This window comes from Streptomyces sp. NPDC051364 (genome assembly GCF_040682115.1).
Classification (GTDB): Bacteria; Actinomycetota; Actinomycetes; order Streptomycetales; family Streptomycetaceae; genus Streptomyces.
The window spans coordinates 15,307-30,844 of record NZ_JBFBAH010000023.1 but is presented as its reverse complement, the minus strand read 5'-3'; the positions used below and the strand labels follow the sequence as shown (position 1 = coordinate 30,844).

Sequence of the window (15,538 nt, the reverse complement as noted above, 5' to 3'; positions counted from 1 at the left end):
GTTTCGTGCATGGTTGGCGCGCTGCGACGGAACCAGGTCCCGCAGCGAACTGCTGGAGGGAATGACCTCCGAATACGCCGAGGTGGTCGACGTCCTGCGGCAAGACGGCTGCCTGCGTCCGGCCGGGGCCGGCGTCGACGCCGAACGGGCGGCGCGCGTGGCGCGTACGACGGTCCTCATCACCGGCGCGCCGGAGCTCACCGCCCCACTCGCCCACGCGTTGAGCACCACCGGCTACGCACATGTCGGGCCGGCCCCGGAGGACCTGTCCGTCGTCGATGTCCGCGACACCGTGCTCGTCGCCGCCTTCTCATACTCCGGCCACCGGGAACTGAGCCGTATCGACGAGCTGTGTGCCCGGTCCGGCCTGCGCTGGCTGCCGCTGCGCCATGAACGCGGCCGGGCCGTCCTCGGTCCTGCCATCACCCCCGGAACCACGGCGGACTTCGCGGACGTGCTGGACCGCCGGCTCAGCGCGGCGCACGACCCGCGGGTCGTCGAGGCCGTGCGGGATGCGCCGCAGCCCGACGGCCACCGGCTCCGCGACGGCGACGTCCGCTGGACATCCGCACAGCTCGGCACGTACCTGGAGCGCTGGGTCACGGGCGAGGCCACCGTCGACGAGGTCGAGCTCGATCCGCGCCGGCTCGACCGGATCGAGCGCACCATCCTGCCGGTTCCGACGCGGCCGCGGCCGGTGGTGCGCGGAGACGCCGAGGCGGACCTGCTCGTCGACGATCAGGTCGGCGTGGTGACCGGCGTTCAGGAGCTGGCTCCGTTGCCGGGCATGCCGGCGCGGCTGCGGGTGTGCGCGGTGGACGTCGCCGACATGCGGCGCGTCGCGGACTGGCCCAACGACCGGCAGGCGTTCGGCACGTCCTGGTCCGATTTCGGCGCCGCCCGCCGCAGCGCCGTCGGCGAGGCGGTCGAACGATACTGCGGCAGCCGGCTGCCCGAGGACCGGCTCCGGTTCGGCAGCTACGCCCAGCTGCGCAGGGCCGGGGTGCCCGCGCTCGATCCGCGCCGGCTGCACCTGTATTCGCAGCGGCAGTACCGCAGCGAGGGCTTCCCCTTCGCGCCGCTGACCGTGGACGCAGAGTGCGCCTGGGTCGAGGGCCACTCGTGGACGACCGGCGAGCCGGCGTGGGTGCCCGCCTTCCTGGTCGCCCACGGAGAGCACGACCCGGTTGCCTACTCCGATCCGCTGGTGGCCGGCGTGGCCTGCGGTGTCAGCGAGGAGTACGCCGTCACCTCGGGGCTCGAAGAGGTGATCGAGCGGGACACCACCATGCTGTGGTGGGCCAACGCCGCCCGCCTTCCCCGGCTGCCGATGCCCGACCGGATCCGCGAGCTGGTCGCCGACAGCCTGGACGCCTACGACATCAGCCTGATCCATCTGGACAACGAGTTCGACGTCCCGGTGCTCGCCGCGGTCGTACGCGACCGGGCCGCCGGGTGGCTGGGCATCGGCTTCGCCACCCGGCCCGACCCGCAGGAGGCGGCGGAGAAGGCGCTCGCCGAGGGGTTCACCCTGCACCACACCTGCCGCTTCCTCGACGACGACAAGACGCTGGCGGACGGCCAGGCGGAGCTGCCGCACCTGGGCAACCTCAAGCCGTACCGAGCCGACCGGCGCTATCTCGACTCCTACCGCCCGGACTTCAGCGACGTCCGGGACCTGCTGTGCCAGCAGCAGGTCCACCTCGACCCGCGGGCGGGGGAGCGGGTCGCACCCTGGGTACTGGACCTCCCCACCCGCCCCTGGGACGGACTGCCCGCGCTCGAGCAGAGGAGCCTCGAGGCCTACCGCGAACGGGTCGAGGCCCGTGGCTTCGAGGTGATCAGTGTCGACCTGACGACCTGTGACGCCGAAGCGGCCGGGTTCAGTGCCGCCCACACGATCGTGCCCGGCCTCGTGTCGAACTTCCCCGCCGGCATGCCCATGTGGGGCGACGGCAGGATCGGCCGCGCAGGCGTCCGGCTCGGCTGGCGGTCGCAGCCGTTGGCCGAGGAGGAGTTCAACGTCTTCCCACTACCCCACGCGTGAGGGATACCGATGGCTGTCATCGACACACTCGGCCTGCCGAACACCAAAGGCCGCAAGCCTCTGATCGTCGCGCAGGTCGTCGATGCTCTGGGCACCGGGCTCTTTCTCCCCTTCGCCGTCGTGTACTTCCACGCCGCCAAGGGCATCCCACTGACCACGGTCGGCCTCATGCTGTCCGTCGGCGCGCTGCTCTCGCTGCCCGCGGGACCGTTGGGCGGCCCGCTGATCGACCGGATCGGGCCGCGCCGCGTGCTGATCGCGAGCAATCTGATCCGTGTACTGACCTTCACCGCCTACGTGTTCACCGACACTCCCTGGCAGCTGGTCGCGCTGGTCACGGTCACCCTGTGGGGTGACAGCCTGTTCCGGCCCGCGGTCTCCGCGCTGGTGGCGCAGGTGGCCGACGACGGGCACAGGGCGCGCTGGTACGCGATGGACCGGTCCCTGCGCAACGTCGGGATCGGCGCCGGCGGACTGGTGGGCAGCACGCTCGTCGGGTGGGGCGGCACCTCGGGCTACACCGCCGTGGTCGCGCTGAACGCCGTGTCGTTCCTCGTCGCCGCCGGGCTGGTCGCGACCTGGCGCCGGACCATCGTGCTGCCTTCCGGCGGCGGTGGCGGCCCGGTCCCGGCCGCGGACGCTCCGGAACAGCGGCGCGACGGGTACCGGGAGGTACTCGCCGACCGGGCGTTCCTCGGCGTCCTGGCCACCGTCTGCGTGTTCGCCCTGTGCGACCTCGCGCTGACCATGCTGCTGAGCGCCTACGTGATCGAGGCACGCGGGTTGCCGGCGTGGCAGCCGGGCATGCTGTTCGCGATCAACACCGTCATGGTGATGCTGGCGCAGACCGCAGTGGCCAGGGCGGTCGAGCGGTACCGGCGGACCAGAGTGCTGCAGGTGGCGTCCGTCCTGTGGATGGTGTCCTTCGCGCTGTTCGCGGCGGTGTCCGGCGAGCACGTCGGATTGGCCTTCGGCGGGCTCATCCTCGGCATGGTCGTCTTCACGGTCGCCGAGCTGCTCCAGGCCCCGACCAGCAGTGCGCTGACCGTGGCGATCGCCGCAGGGCATCTTCGCGGCCGGTACCTGGGGTTGGAGGAGCTGATGTGGAGCCTGGCCCGGGTGATGGCGCCGACGGTCTTCACCTGGCTGCTGGCGCGGGGAGCGGGCCTGCCGTGGTTTGCGCTCTGCCTCTGCTGCCTCGCGGCGGTCGTGGTGCTGCAGCGACTCCACCGTGTGCTGCCCGCACACGCCCAGCGGGAGGCCGTCCATGGCTGAGCGCGCGGCCGAGCTCCGCCGCCCGGAGGAGTTCCGCGACGTCTACCACCGGGTCTACCACGAGCCGCCCTACCACGAGGACGCGGCAGCCGCGGACGACTTCGCCCGAGAGCTGGCCGGCCACGCGGCGCTGCCCGGCTTCTCCGTGACCACCGTCCTCGACGGCGGTGTGCTCAGCGGTTTCGCCTACGGCGTGCACCGTGAGGAGGGATGGTGGCATCCGCGTGCCGCCGCGCCCGCGCCGCGGTGGCTGCGCCGGCCGCTGTTCTACGTCTACGAGCTCGCGGTCGTACCGGAGTTGCGCGGCCGCGGGCACGGGCGCGAGCTGCTGGATCTGCTGCTGGCCGACCGCACCGAGCCGTTCGCCGTACTCGCCGCGTCGAGCAAGGCGTCGGCGCGCGAGCTGTACCGGCGGTGGGGCTGGACGAAGGTCGGCGAACTCACGGGGCCGCCGCACGGTGTGGACCTCCTTGCACTCCCTTTGACGCCGCTGCGGTGACCGGGGGACCTGGTCATCCCCTCCGAGGCTCTGGTGGATCCGACCCGGAGCAGTGACCGCACACCATTTCGCGCCATCGCCGCGCTACATCCCGGGCCGCAGAGTGGAGCTCCGCCGTCGGCGCGCGGTCGGCGTGCAGCGTGCGCTACCTGCGTGCTGCCGAGCGTCACCCCAGGGCCGCGGGTGCCCAGGTGCGGCTCTCCGCGCCCCTGATACGCGTACCGGAAGCTGATCCGCGAGCACGACCTGACACAGGCAGCGGATGATTCGACGTCCGAAACGCGTCGCATGCAAGGGTGTTCGGTATGCCCACGCCTTCCGGGTCGCGCCCGCCCGGCCGGCTGCATCGTCTCAATTGATCGGGGGATTCGAATGAGTGTCGATGTGATGGTTTACGATGATCTTGCCCTGTCTCGATTTGCGCTCACGGCACTGCTGGAACAGCAGCCGGAAATCAGAGTCGTGGGATCGGTGGACAACAGGTATGCCGCACTTGAGTTCGCTGAGATGAATCGACCCGATGTCGTGATCATCAGTTTCGAAGGCAGGGACGAGGAAACCGTCGACATTGCCGAGAAGATCGCCATCCTTCCGAAGGTCCGCACGCTGTTGGTTGCCACCGCGTGTGTCCGATCCGCCGTCCGCAGGGCCTTCGCCGGGGAAATCGGCGGAATGGTACGGCGCAGTGTCCCGCCGCAGCGCCTTCTCGAGGCCATCCTTCTGGTGCACGAGGGTGAGCGAGCCTTCGATGCCGAGCTCGCGGTTGCGGCCGTGGCCCATGGAGACTGCCCGCTGACCCCCCGGCAGTTGTCCGTGCTCGAGCATCTCGACCGCGGTGACACGGTGGAGGAGATCGCCGCCCGACTGTCTCTGTCGGAAGGGACGGTTCGCAACTACATTTCATCCATCGTGGTGAACATAGGTGCACGCAACCGTATTGATGCATTGCGCATTGCCCGGAATCTGGAATGGATCTGATCCGAAGTGGGTCGAATTCCGAAGGATGACCAGATGTCCGGCACGGCGGCACTGAAACTGCAGACGCATCGCACAAGGACGGCTCGAATGCCCAACTCCAGCAATCCCAGCGACGGTCGGCTGCCCCGTCAGGTGGCAGGCGCCCATGTCGACGCCCTCGTCGAACTCGACCCGATCGCCGGCACCTTCCTCGGCGTCGCCGAGAGTTCCGGCCGACTCCCCGATTTCTCGCCGGAGGGCCGGGAATCGGTGGCCCAGCTCGCCCGTACGACCCTGCGGCAGCTCGCCGCCGCAGAGGCCGTTCCCGGTGCGGGCGACATCGCCGAGCGCCGCTGCGCCCGGCTGCTGCGTGAGCGGCTCACCGCCGAACTCGACGTGGACGAGGCAGGCGAGAGCCTGCGTACGGTCAGCAACCTCGACTCACCTCTGCACCAGGTCCGCGACGTCCTCACCCTCACCCCCACGGACACGGACGAGGACTGGGCCGCGATCGCGCGACGGCTGCGCGCCGTGCCGGACGCCCTGGCGGGCTACCGTGCCTCTCTGGACGCCGGCCTCGCACGCGGGCTGCCCGCAGGGCCGCGGCAGGTCTCGGCCGTCGTCGGCCAGTTGACCGAGTGGATCGGTACGGACCGGAGCTGGTTCGCGGAGTTCACCGACCCCGGTCCCGAGCGGCTGCGGGGCGAGCTCACCACGGCCGCCACAGTGGCCACCGGCGGCCTGGTGGAACTGCGCGACTGGCTCCGTGGCACCTATGCCCCGGCCGTCGAGGGATCACCCGACGTCGTCGGCCGGGAGCGCTACATCCGTCTCGCCCGTCACCACAACGGCGCCGATCTCGACCTGGACGAGGCCTACGCGTACGGCTGGACCGAGTTCCACAGGCTGCTCGCCGAGATGCGCACCGAGGCCGAAAGGGTCTTGCCGGGGGCCGGTACCCCCTGGGAGGCGCTGGCTTGGTGCGACCGGCACGGCGAGGCCGTCGAGGGGGTCGAGGAGACCCGGCAGTGGCTCCAGTCACTGATGGACGAAACCATCGACACGCTGGACGGCACCCACTTCGAACTGGCCGAGCGGGTACGCCGGGTCGAGTCGCGCATCGCCCCGCCAGGCAGTGCCGCCGCCCCCTACTACACCGAGCCGTCGCTGGACTTCTCCCGGCCCGGACGCACCTGGCTGCCGACGCTGGGCGAGACCCGCTTCCCGGTCTACGACCTGGTCACCACCTGGTACCACGAGGGCGTACCCGGTCATCATCTCCAGCTGGCCCAGTGGGCGCACGTAGCCGACGACCTCTCCCGTTACCAGACCACCGTGGGCCTCGTGAACGCCAACGCCGAGGGCTGGGCGCTGTACGCCGAGCGACTGATGGACGAGCTGGGCTTCCTGTCCAACGCCGAGCGGCGGCTGGGCTACCTGGACGCGCAGATGATGCGGGCCATCCGCGTCATCATCGACATCGGCATGCACCTTGAGCTGGAGATCCCGAAGGACTCCCCCTTCCACCCGGGCGAGCGCTGGACGCCGGGGCTGGCTCAGGAGTTCCTCGCCCGTCACACCAGCCGCCCGGCCGACTACGTCGAGAGCGAGGTCACCCGTTATCTGGGCATGGCGGGCCAGGCCATCGGCTACAAACTCGGCGAGCGGGTATGGCTCATGGGCCGCGAGGCGGCCCGAGCCCGGCACGGCGCGGACTTCGACCTCAAGGCCTGGCACATGGCCGCACTGTCGCAGGGCTCGCTGGGCCTGGACGACCTGCTGAGCGAGATTTCAGCGCTCTGAGGGATAAACGTGCCGCGGCTCGAGGTTGTCGCCTGTCAGTGAGTCTGCGCAGTGGGACGGTCTGCCGAGCGCGCCGCCAGGATCCCCCGTCAGGCGCCCGCCCCGCTGCTGCCTAACAAGGCCGCGAGCCCGTACATCGGTTCGCGGGGAACGCGTAGTGCACTCCGGTGAGATCTTCCGAGAGCGCCCACAACTGGTGGGCCGTGGCGGAGTCCTGGATGACACGTTCCCGGCTGCGCAGGACGGGCTCGCTCGCCCCTGAGCTGGAAGGGCCCGTCGGGCACGACGTAGCTGCCTCCGGGCAGGTTGGGGACTGTCGAGGCGTACAGCGAGGTCTTGGCGCCTTCCGGCGTGGGGCGGAAGGCGGTGCGCAAGAGCAGGCGCGTGAGGATCCCGTACGCGCGGCCGCGGGTGCTGTTGGCGCCGCCGGTGAGCACGTTGGAGCGTGTGAGTCCGGGGGCGACCGCCATACTGCGCAGCCTCAGCCCGGCGGCATCGGCCCTTCGCTGCAGTTCCGTGGCGAAGTAGAGGTTGGCCCGCTTGGACTGCAGGTAGGTGAACAACGCTCGGTATCGGTGCTCGACTCGAAGCCGTCGGCCGTCCGGGAGAATGGCACCATGGCCACGCCGGCGTTGTTCACCAGGAGATCGAGCCGGTCGTGGATCCAGCCCTCGGCAAAACCGCGGACGGATTCCAAGTCGGCGAGATCGAGCATGCGCAGTTCGGTGCGGGCACCGGGTACTTCGCTTCGCAGCCGCTCCACTGCCTCCCGCCCGCGCTCGTGGCTGCGGCAGGCCAGGACGACATGGGCACCACCTTCCGGCTCGTGTTCACCTCCGAGCACCGGTGCATTGACCGGGCTCCAGTACCGTTCCTCCCACTCACCCGGCCGTTCCACGGACTCCACGTCGTAGCGCTGCAGCGCCATCGTGTCCCGCTCGCCGGTGGCGAGCACCCGCTGGAGTGAGGCCTGCAGGTTCCGCGCGCCGGTGGCGGTGGGGCCGCCGGGATTGTCGGGGAAGACGTCGAACAGGTACCGGCCCACCAGCTGCTCGCGCGTCCGGCCCGACACCCGCAGGAACTCCTCGTTGACGTCCGCGTACACCAGTTCGGGAGTCAGGAGCGCGACCATGCCGGGCAGTGCCTGGAACACTCCCGCGTAGTCGATATCCGCCTCCGCCATGGCCGGCCTGCCTCAGCGCTCGATGCCGTTTGTGGTTCCCACGATAGAAGCCGGGTGATGAGAGCGTGGGAATCCGTTGGGCAGGACGTGGGAGGGCCGCCTGAGCGCCAGGCTCGGCCCCTCGCCCGTGGTGGTCGGTCGCAGCAACGCCACGCCGGGTGCCTGGCCCGGCCGGGTGGGAGGCCCCGGCGAGTGTCACGGGCTGCAGCGGTCGCGGTGACGGCTGCGGTGGCCCGTCAGGTGCGGCCGGGTGCCGGTTCCGGCTCGGAGGGAAGCGCTGCCGAGCGGCGGGGGAGCAGCAGCGGGGTTGCCAGGAGGAGTACGCCGGCCAGGCCGATGGCTGTACGCGGGCCGAGCAGGGCGCCCAGTACGCCCCAGCCGGCCGTCAGGAGCGCGGTCGTGGCCTTGGTCGTCACCGCCCAGGCGGACAGCGTGCGGGTGACCCGGTCGGTCGCGGTGCGTTCGAGGCGGTAGGTGGCGTAGACGGGGTTGAAGACCCCGCAGCAGAAGATGAGCCCGACCTCGACGCCCATCACCAGCAGCAGCCCTCCGGTGCCCGGTCCCAGGAAGGCAAGGCCGAGGGGCCAGATCGCGCGCAGGGTCCCTGCCACGGCCAGGACCTGGTGCTGTCCGAACCGGATGACGAGCGGTCGGGCCAGCTGTGAACCGAGCAGCCCGCCGATCGAGGGTGCGGCGAAGGCGAGGCCGTACTGCCAGGGTGCGAAACCGAGCCGGCCGAGCATCAGGACGGCCAGCAGCGGCTGGGCGGCCATGACCAGGCCGTTGAACAAGGCGGTGTTGAAGAACAGCGGACGCAGCGTCGCGTCGGCGAGGATGTACCGCCAGCCGTCGAGCAGGTCCCGGGCCCGCATGGGCGTGGCCGCCGGGCGCTCGGGCTGGGGCTCGTGCCCGCCTGTCGCGCGGATGCCCAGGGCCGAGAGCAGATAGCTGACCGCGTCCGCCACCACTGTTGCCACCGGGCCGAGGAGCCCGATCGCCATGCCGCCCAGCGGCGGTCCGATGATCGTGGTCGTCCAGGCCGTGGACTCGAATCGGGCGTTGGCGACGAGCAGGTCCTCGGCCGGCAGCAGCTTTTTCAGGTACGCGCCGGAGGCGGCCCGGAAGGTGATGTCGGCCGCCGCGACGACGACCGACACCAGCAGAAGCTGGACGAAGGTGAGCACGCCGAGCGCGAACGCGGTGGGGATCGTCAGCAGCGCCGCGAACCGCACCAGGTCCATCGCGATCAGCACCGGCCGCTTGCGGCGGAACTCCACCCACGGGCCGAGCGGCACCGCCGCGGCCGCGCCCACCGCAGCCCCTGCGGAGGAGAGCGCGGCGACCTCGGCCGGTCCGGCGTGCAGCACCTGGACGGCAATCAGTGGGAACGCGCCGAAGGCGAGCCACGTGCCGAGCGCGCTGGTCCCGTACGCACCCCAGAGCCACCCGAACCGCCGCCCCAGCCGCTGTCCGCTCCTCATGTCCTCATGTCCGATGCCCCTCGCCTGCACAACCGATCCGCGATCAGAAGCATCAAAGCGAGCACCACGGTCAGGAATCAAACAACCGCAGGATCATCGGCCACAACCGATGGTTGTGGCCGTAGGGTACCGGCATGGACCTCGACACCGTCCGGACCTTCGTCGCCGCCGCCGACGCGGGGCAGTTCCAGGAGGCAGCCGCCGAGCTGGCGGTCACCCAGCAGGCCGTCTCCAAACGCATCGCCGCGCTGGAGCGCAACCTCGGGGTGCGGCTGTTCACCCGTACCCCGCGCGGCGCCGCGCTCACCATCGACGGGCAGGCATTCCTGCCCCACGCCCGCGAACTGCTGCGCGTCGCCGAACGCGCGGCCGCGTCCGTGCGCACCGGCCACCGTCCACTGCGCGTCGACGTGATCGCCTCGCGCGTCGCGCCGTCGGGCCTGATGCGGGGCTTCCACCACGCGCACCCCGAGATCGACCTCGACGTGCTCATGCTGTTCGACATCCAGACGGCCGTCGCCGCCATCCGGTCCGGTGAGATCGACGCGTCCTTCCGCGCCGTCGCCGCACCCGGCCGGCCCCTTCCCGAAGACATCGAGTCCGTCCGGGTCCTCGACGAGCCGCTCCAGCTCCTCACCGGCCCCGGCCACGCGCTGGCGGGTGCCCGGTCGGTGCCCCTCGCCCAGCTCGCCGGGCACAGGATCTGGATGCCCGGCATCGTCCCCGGTACCGAGTGGGCCGCCTACTACGACGCCCTCGTCGCCGAGTTCGGCCTCACCATCGAGGCGACCGGCCCCAACTTCGGCTCCGACGCGCTCCTCGACACCGTCGCCGACACCCCGGCCCTGGCCACCTTCATGGGCGAACACACCCGGCTCGTCTGGCCCGCCGACCACGGCCTGCGCCGCATCCCGGTGACCGACCCGACACCCGTCTACCCGCACTCGCTCCTTTGGCACCGCGACAACCCCCACCCAGCACTGGCCACCCTCCGCGCCCACCTCGCCGGCACGGCGGCCGCCCACGACGCCGCCGGGAGCTGGGCGCCGAGCTGGGTGATTCCACGCTGAACGCCGCAGATCACCGCGACCCTGTGGGCACGGTCCGGCTGCTCGGCCCGACCCGCGGAACTGGTGGGCGCAGGACTGCATCGGCCCGGCGGTCGGCCATCCGGGCCGGTTCTTGACGGGCATGGGCGCGGGCGCGGGCGCGGGGAAGGGGGCTTCATCGGCATACCAGCCAGGCGCGGCCCCCGCCGATTCGTCGGGTCAGCGACCTTGGGCCCGTCCCGGAGCGCGCTCTCCCGGCCGTTGCGGCATCGGCGGCAGGAGGAGCGGCCCCGCCCGTTTGGCGCGTCGCTGGATCAGGGCGCTCTCCACCCGCCCGATGCCTGGCAGCGCGGCCAGCTCGTCGGCCAAGAACTCGTACAGGGCGCTGGTGTCGCGGCACTGGACCATGGCGAAGACCGACGCCCGGCCCGTGGTGACGGCGGCGAAGGTGACCGCGGTGTTCCGTGACAGCGACTGCGTCACCTCGGCCAGCGCTGCCGGTGCCACCTCCAGCCACAGCAGTACAGTGAGCCGCGGATGCGTTGGGTCCACTGCCCTCCGAGCGCCGATACGACAAGGTCGTCAAGGGCTGACGACCTACCCCGCAAGGGCGGCGCCCCCTTGCCGGGCAGGACAGGGAGTCCAGGGGGGCCGCTCTACCGGCCGGCGGCCGGTCGGCTGCCGTCGGCGGCGGACCGGGGCAGCGCGGTCGAGGCGAGGAAGTCGTCGAGCATGGTGATCTGCACGTCCTCGGTGAATCGGTCGGGGTCGAACAGGGCCTGGACGACGAGTCCATGGGTGAACGCGACGACAGCGGCGGCGAGTTGGTCCGGGTCGGCTGCCGAGGAGAGCTCGCCGAGGTCGCGCGCAGCCTCGAGGTGGGGGCGGAGCGTCGAGCGTAGCCGGGTGTAGCGATCGGCCTGCTGCGCGGTCAGCCCGTCGTCGGCGAGGGAGAGGTCCCAGGAACTGACCCAGATGCGGTTGCGCGCGATGTCGCCCGGGGTCAGCGGCAGGATGTCCAGGAGCATGGCGCGTACGGTGGCGAGGCCCACGGCGGGACGCGCGCGGCGGGGACGCTCCGCGGTGCGCTTCTCCAGCAGGTCCAGGGCGTGTGTGATCAGGGCCCGTTTGGTCGGGAAGTAGTGCATGAGCATCCCGGTCGAGACCTCCATCGCGGCGGCGACGGCACGCAGGGTCAGCCCGCCGAACCCCTTGGCTGCGAGTACGTGCCACACAGCCTCGGATACGTCCGTGCGGCGGGCTTCACGGTCTCCAGGTGCAGGCGGCATACTGCCATCCTACGTACCGAATGCTCGTTACGCACCAGAGAGTGAGACGTCCATGTTCACCCTGCCGCTCGGCGACCATGCTCAACTCCGCCCCCTGGAGCCCTGGCAGGCACCGGAGTTCCTCGCCCACATCGACCGCGCCCGGGCCTCCGTGGACCCGTGGATACCCTGGGCGACGTTCAGCACCGACCTCGACTCGGCCACGGCTACCCTCCAGCGATATGCCGACCGCCTCGCCACGGACACCGGCGGCATCTGCGGGATCTGGCTGGACGGCACACTGGTCGGCGGCGTCATGTTCACCCGCTTCGACAGCGCCTCCGGGGTGTGTGAGATCGGCTGCTGGCTGGAGTCGGCCGGGGAGGGGCGGGGCCTGGTCGCCCGGGCCTGCCGGTCACTGATCGGCTGGGCCTTCCAGGAGCGCGGGATGAGCCGCGTCGAATGGTGGGCCGCGGCGGGCAACACCCGCAGCATCGAGGTCGCGCGCCGGCTGGGCATGACCCGCGACGGTGTGCTGCGGCAGCATTCTTCGTACCGAGGTGTGCGGCACGACATCGAAGTCTGGTCAGTCCTCTCCGAAGAATGGCCGCCTCTCGGGGAAGTGCCCGTCTCCGGCGTCCAGGCAGAGCTGGACCGGCTGATGGACGTGTTCGTCGGCGCCTTCACCAACACCGGCGACCGCCGGCCGGACCTCGGCGTCATCCGCGACGTCTTCATTCCGCAGGGCAGGATCATCGCGAACGTCGGGGACGAGCCCGTGATCTACGACCTCGACGCGTTCATCGAGCCACGGCAGAAGATGCTGACCGACGGGACGCTGACGGAGTTCTCCGAATGGGAAGTCGCCGAGCGGACCGAGATCTTCGGATCGATCGCGCACCGGTTCAGCGAATACCGCAAGTCCGGCTTCCACAACGGCAAGTGGTTCGAGGGCTCCGGCCACAAGACCACCCAGTTCCTCCGGACCCCGTCAGGATGGAAGATGTCCTCCCTGGCCTGGGACGACGCACCCGCCACCGTCGCCGAATGACCGTGCGGATCCTGGTGGGCAGGTCCGTTTCGCGCCTTCGGATGCCCAGGGTGGGGGTGTGAGGGAGGCCGGCGCTACTGACCGCCGCGCGCGTCCCGCCGGCGTCCCTGAGCCCCGGGCCCGAACCGTTGTCGTATGGCGCGAATGCCCTGGTTAAGATCATGGCTTTCGTCCAACGAGGGGAAACCATGCGGAAGATCGTTACGGGTACGGCTCTGGTGCTGGCCGCCGGGTTGCTGACCGGATGCGGAGGCGGCGGGGGCAAGTCCGAGGACGCGAAGGGCTCGACGGCTCCGGACAAGCCCGCCGCCACCGCGAGCAGCAGCCCGTCGGGATCCGGCAAGCCGGCCTCGGGCGGTGGCGAGGTCAGCCACGAGGTGACCCTGGAGGTGCTCGGCTCCGGAACCACGCAGATCTACTACAACCTGGCGTCCAACAAGGGCGAACAGGTGACGCTGCCGTGGAAGAAGACGGAGACGATCACTTTCACCACCGAAGCCGAGAAGCGCATCGGCACGACGGTCTCCGTGGTCCCGGGTTCGGTGCAGGCCGCCGACGGCATGCTCAAGGCGGCGCCGTGCGTCATCACCGTCGACGGCAAGAAGGTCGCCGACAACCAGGACGGCAAGGCGTCCATGTGCAGCTTCCGCCTGAAGTGACCGCGGCGCACCGGTTCATGAGCGCAGGAGGCTTGCACGGCTTCGGGTGCTCGCGCCGGTCAAGCGGGTCGGCTTCGACGGTCGCTTCGATGCGACGTAGCTGACCGAGACCACCTGTGGACCGGCAACCTGACCGTTGAAGGACTTTCCGCGGACCAGGTAGCCACCACCATGTGACATGAGCCACGGGAACCCTCCTGCTCGGGCGGACAACTGCTGATGTGAACTCATTGCACTCCCGGATACGCGCCGGGGAACCGGAGGCGTTCCGGGAGATCTTCCGCGATCACGCGCAGCTGGTTCACCGGCATGCCGTACGCGTCACGGGGGACTGGTCCGTCGCCGAGGACGTCGTCTCGCTGACCTTCATGGAGGCCTGGCGGCGGCGCGCGAAGCTGCGCGACGAGGGGGACAGCCCGCGCCCCTGGCTCATGGGCATCTCCGTGAACGTCCTGCGCAACACCACGCGGGCCGCCCGTCGGCACCAGCGTGCCCTCGGGCGGCTGCCCGCCAAGGAGACGGTGCCGGACTTCGCCGACGAGCTCGTCGCCCGCCTCGCCGACGCCGACCAGCTGGCCGCCGCGCAGCGCGCGCTGGGCATGCTGCGGCGCAGCGAGCGGGAGGTCTTCACGCTCTGCGTCTGGTCCGGACTCGGCTCCGCGGAGGCCGCCGCCGCGCCCCTGCCTCGGAGCCTGCCGCCAAGGCAGGGATCCCTCCGGGTCAAGGGCGTCCGCCCGGGCGCGGAGTTCTCGGCGACGTCGTCCCAGGAAGGGCCGTGTGTCTCGAGGTTGAGGGCGGCCACCCGCATCAGCGTCGGGTCGCTGGAAGAGAATCAGCCGGTGGGCGAGGTTGCGGACCCATACGGGCAGGAGGCCGTCGACCACGTTCGGGCAGAGCTCGCGCAACATGGCCAGGATCGCCTCGGCATCGGCGAAGGTGAGTTCCTCCGCGAAGTACATCCAGTGGTGCTCGTGCGCTCCGCACTCGGGCGTCGGGCCGCCCTCGTCGCCCCGGATGCATCGGGCGTGTCCGTCAGGGTGGTGTGCATGAGCCGAACGCTACGCGAGGTGCCTGCGTCGGGTGCCGGGCGTCAGCGCCTGGTCAGGGGATCACCGGATCGGGGCGCGTACGGCCGAGTGCACCTCGCCCCGGCGGGTGGACCGTGAGGGTTCCCTCCGGGGCGCGGGTGATGTGGGTGCCGAAGGCGCGGCTGGTGCGGACGAGAACCTCGTGGACCCGCCCGGCGTCCTTGCGCGAGGCGTGCCGCAGGCGCATCCGGTGGGCCTGCAAGGGGACGAGGCGGGCGTGGTCGAGCCGCCCGGTGTCCGGCTCCAGCGAGACGAAGTACAGCAGCCGCAGATCGTCCCTGTACTCCTCGTGGCCGCCGATGCCCTCGTAGTCGTCGATCAGGTCGCCGCAGCCGTACAGGACCGGATGCCCCCGGTACACCTCGAGCGGACGCGGATGGTGCGAGGAATGCCCGTGGACGACGTCCGCCCCGCCGTCGACGAGTGCGTGGGCGAACCGGATCTGATCGCCCGGGACGGCGTAGCCCCAGTTGGGACCCCAATGGATCGAGACGACCACGAGGTCGCCGGAGCGTTTCACCTGCCGGATGCGGCCCACCACCTCGGCCGCGGCCGCATCCGAGGCCTCGTCGGAGAAATCGATTCCGCTCCGCCCCGCAGTGGCCGCCCAGGTGTGGGGGATGCCGCTCGACGCCATGCCCAGGGAGAAGACCAGCAGGCGTCGGCGCCCGGGGAGGGGGACGACCGAGGGCCGCCGCGCCTCATCGAGGTCGCGGCCCGCTCCCGCCGTCCGCAGTCGTGCCGCGGCGAGCGAGTCGAGGGTCTCGGCGAGCCCCTGCCGGCCGTAGTCCAGGACGTGGTTGTTGGCGAGAACGCAGACGTCGGGACGGGCGGCAGCCAGGCAGGGCAGGTTGGCGGGGTGCATCCGGTAGTGAACCGCTTTGCCGGGGGCGATGTCGTCGCTCTGGGTGACGGACGTCTCCAGGTTGAGGATCCGGGCGTTCGGCGCGGCCCCGTCGAGGAGGGCCAGCGCTTCTCCCCAGGGCCAGGAGAAGGGCGCCGGACGTGGAATCCGGCCGTTCGCCGCCTGCGCCAGCTCGACGTACGTGAGGGCGTCGGCGACGTACGCCTCTGGCAGGGAAGCGTCACCGGGGTGCGGAAGGATCTGGTCGACGCCGCGGCCGAGCATGACGTCCCCGGCGAGGAACAGCTGCACGAGTTCACCGCCCATCCCTCCA

Annotated in this window: 13 protein-coding genes and 2 pseudogenes; 9 read left to right on the top strand and 6 right to left on the bottom strand. The window is 70.9% G+C overall.

Going from position 1 to position 15,538, the window contains the following annotated elements; translation table 11 throughout:
* The first annotated feature begins 61 nt into the window (after positions 1-61).
* The 5 genes from AB0M76_RS32315 to AB0M76_RS32295 all read left to right on the top strand — a co-directional run bounded on the left by AB0M76_RS32315 (position 62) and on the right by AB0M76_RS32295 (position 6,581).
* Complete coding sequence (locus tag AB0M76_RS32315) at positions 62-2,047, top strand: YcaO-like family protein (RefSeq protein ID WP_365956299.1); 1,986 nt, start codon at positions 62-64, stop codon at positions 2,045-2,047.
* Positions 2,048-2,056: 9 nt separating this feature from the next.
* Complete coding sequence (locus AB0M76_RS32310; RefSeq protein ID WP_365956298.1) at positions 2,057-3,322, top strand: MFS transporter; 1,266 nt, start codon at positions 2,057-2,059, stop codon at positions 3,320-3,322.
* Positions 3,315-3,821 carry a GNAT family N-acetyltransferase gene (locus tag AB0M76_RS32305; protein ID WP_365956297.1) on the top strand — a complete coding sequence of 169 codons (507 nt, stop codon included), beginning with the start codon at positions 3,315-3,317 and terminating at the stop codon, positions 3,819-3,821. Before AB0M76_RS32310 ends, AB0M76_RS32305 begins: the two co-directional genes overlap by 8 nt.
* 372 nt (positions 3,822-4,193) lie before the next feature.
* A complete protein-coding gene (locus AB0M76_RS32300) occupies positions 4,194-4,799 on the top strand; it encodes a response regulator transcription factor (RefSeq protein ID WP_365956295.1) in 606 nt (201 codons plus the stop codon).
* An 87-nt stretch (positions 4,800-4,886) separates the two neighbouring features.
* Positions 4,887-6,581: a DUF885 domain-containing protein gene (locus AB0M76_RS32295; RefSeq protein ID WP_365956294.1), complete on the top strand. Its 1,695-nt coding sequence runs from the start codon at positions 4,887-4,889 to the stop codon at positions 6,579-6,581.
* A gap of 481 nt (positions 6,582-7,062) precedes the next feature.
* On the opposite strand, the gene AB0M76_RS32290 is transcribed toward AB0M76_RS32295, so the two are convergent.
* From AB0M76_RS32290 to AB0M76_RS32280, 3 genes and pseudogenes are all read right to left on the bottom strand, one after another.
* A complete protein-coding gene (locus AB0M76_RS32290) occupies positions 7,063-7,425 on the bottom strand; it encodes an SDR family NAD(P)-dependent oxidoreductase (protein WP_365956374.1) in 363 nt (120 codons plus the stop codon).
* Positions 7,417-7,764, bottom strand: a pseudogene (locus AB0M76_RS32285) (PAS domain-containing protein); the annotation flags it as partial. The gene AB0M76_RS32290 and the pseudogene AB0M76_RS32285, both read right to left, overlap by 9 nt.
* Before the next feature lie 236 nt (positions 7,765-8,000).
* Positions 8,001-9,245, bottom strand: a complete 1,245-nt coding sequence (locus tag AB0M76_RS32280) for an MFS transporter (protein ID WP_365956293.1) — start codon at positions 9,243-9,245, stop codon at positions 8,001-8,003.
* Between the two features lie 134 nt (positions 9,246-9,379).
* Here AB0M76_RS32280 and AB0M76_RS32275 point away from each other — a divergent pair, with 134 nt between their 5' ends.
* Positions 9,380-10,315, top strand: a complete 936-nt coding sequence (locus AB0M76_RS32275) for a LysR family transcriptional regulator (RefSeq protein ID WP_365956292.1) — start codon at positions 9,380-9,382, stop codon at positions 10,313-10,315.
* A 198-nt stretch (positions 10,316-10,513) separates the two neighbouring features.
* Here the strand turns inward: AB0M76_RS32275 and AB0M76_RS32270 are convergent, their stop codons facing one another.
* Positions 10,514-10,846, bottom strand: coding sequence for an Lrp/AsnC ligand binding domain-containing protein (locus tag AB0M76_RS32270; RefSeq protein WP_365956291.1), 333 nt, complete (start codon positions 10,844-10,846; stop codon positions 10,514-10,516).
* A 104-nt stretch (positions 10,847-10,950) separates the two neighbouring features.
* Positions 10,951-11,583 (bottom strand): TetR/AcrR family transcriptional regulator, encoded by a 633-nt coding sequence (locus AB0M76_RS32265; protein WP_365956290.1) that lies wholly within the window; start codon positions 11,581-11,583, stop codon positions 10,951-10,953.
* Positions 11,584-11,635: 52 nt separating this feature from the next.
* Between AB0M76_RS32265 and AB0M76_RS32260 the strand changes: the two genes are divergently transcribed.
* The 3 genes and pseudogenes from AB0M76_RS32260 to AB0M76_RS32250 form a co-directional block, all read left to right on the top strand.
* The gene (locus tag AB0M76_RS32260) at positions 11,636-12,613 is read left to right on the top strand and encodes a GNAT family protein (protein ID WP_365956289.1); all 978 of its coding nucleotides are present in this window, start codon (positions 11,636-11,638) and stop codon (positions 12,611-12,613) included.
* 188 nt (positions 12,614-12,801) lie between these two features.
* Complete coding sequence (locus AB0M76_RS32255; protein WP_365956288.1) at positions 12,802-13,272, top strand: hypothetical protein; 471 nt, start codon at positions 12,802-12,804, stop codon at positions 13,270-13,272.
* A gap of 230 nt (positions 13,273-13,502) precedes the next feature.
* Positions 13,503-13,949 (top strand): annotated as a pseudogene (locus tag AB0M76_RS32250) (RNA polymerase sigma factor); the annotation flags it as partial.
* Between the two features lie 424 nt (positions 13,950-14,373).
* Here the strand turns inward: AB0M76_RS32250 and AB0M76_RS32245 are convergent.
* Positions 14,374-15,531, bottom strand: a complete 1,158-nt coding sequence (locus AB0M76_RS32245) for a CapA family protein (RefSeq protein WP_365956287.1) — start codon at positions 15,529-15,531, stop codon at positions 14,374-14,376.
* Between the last annotated feature and the right edge of the window lie 7 nt (positions 15,532-15,538).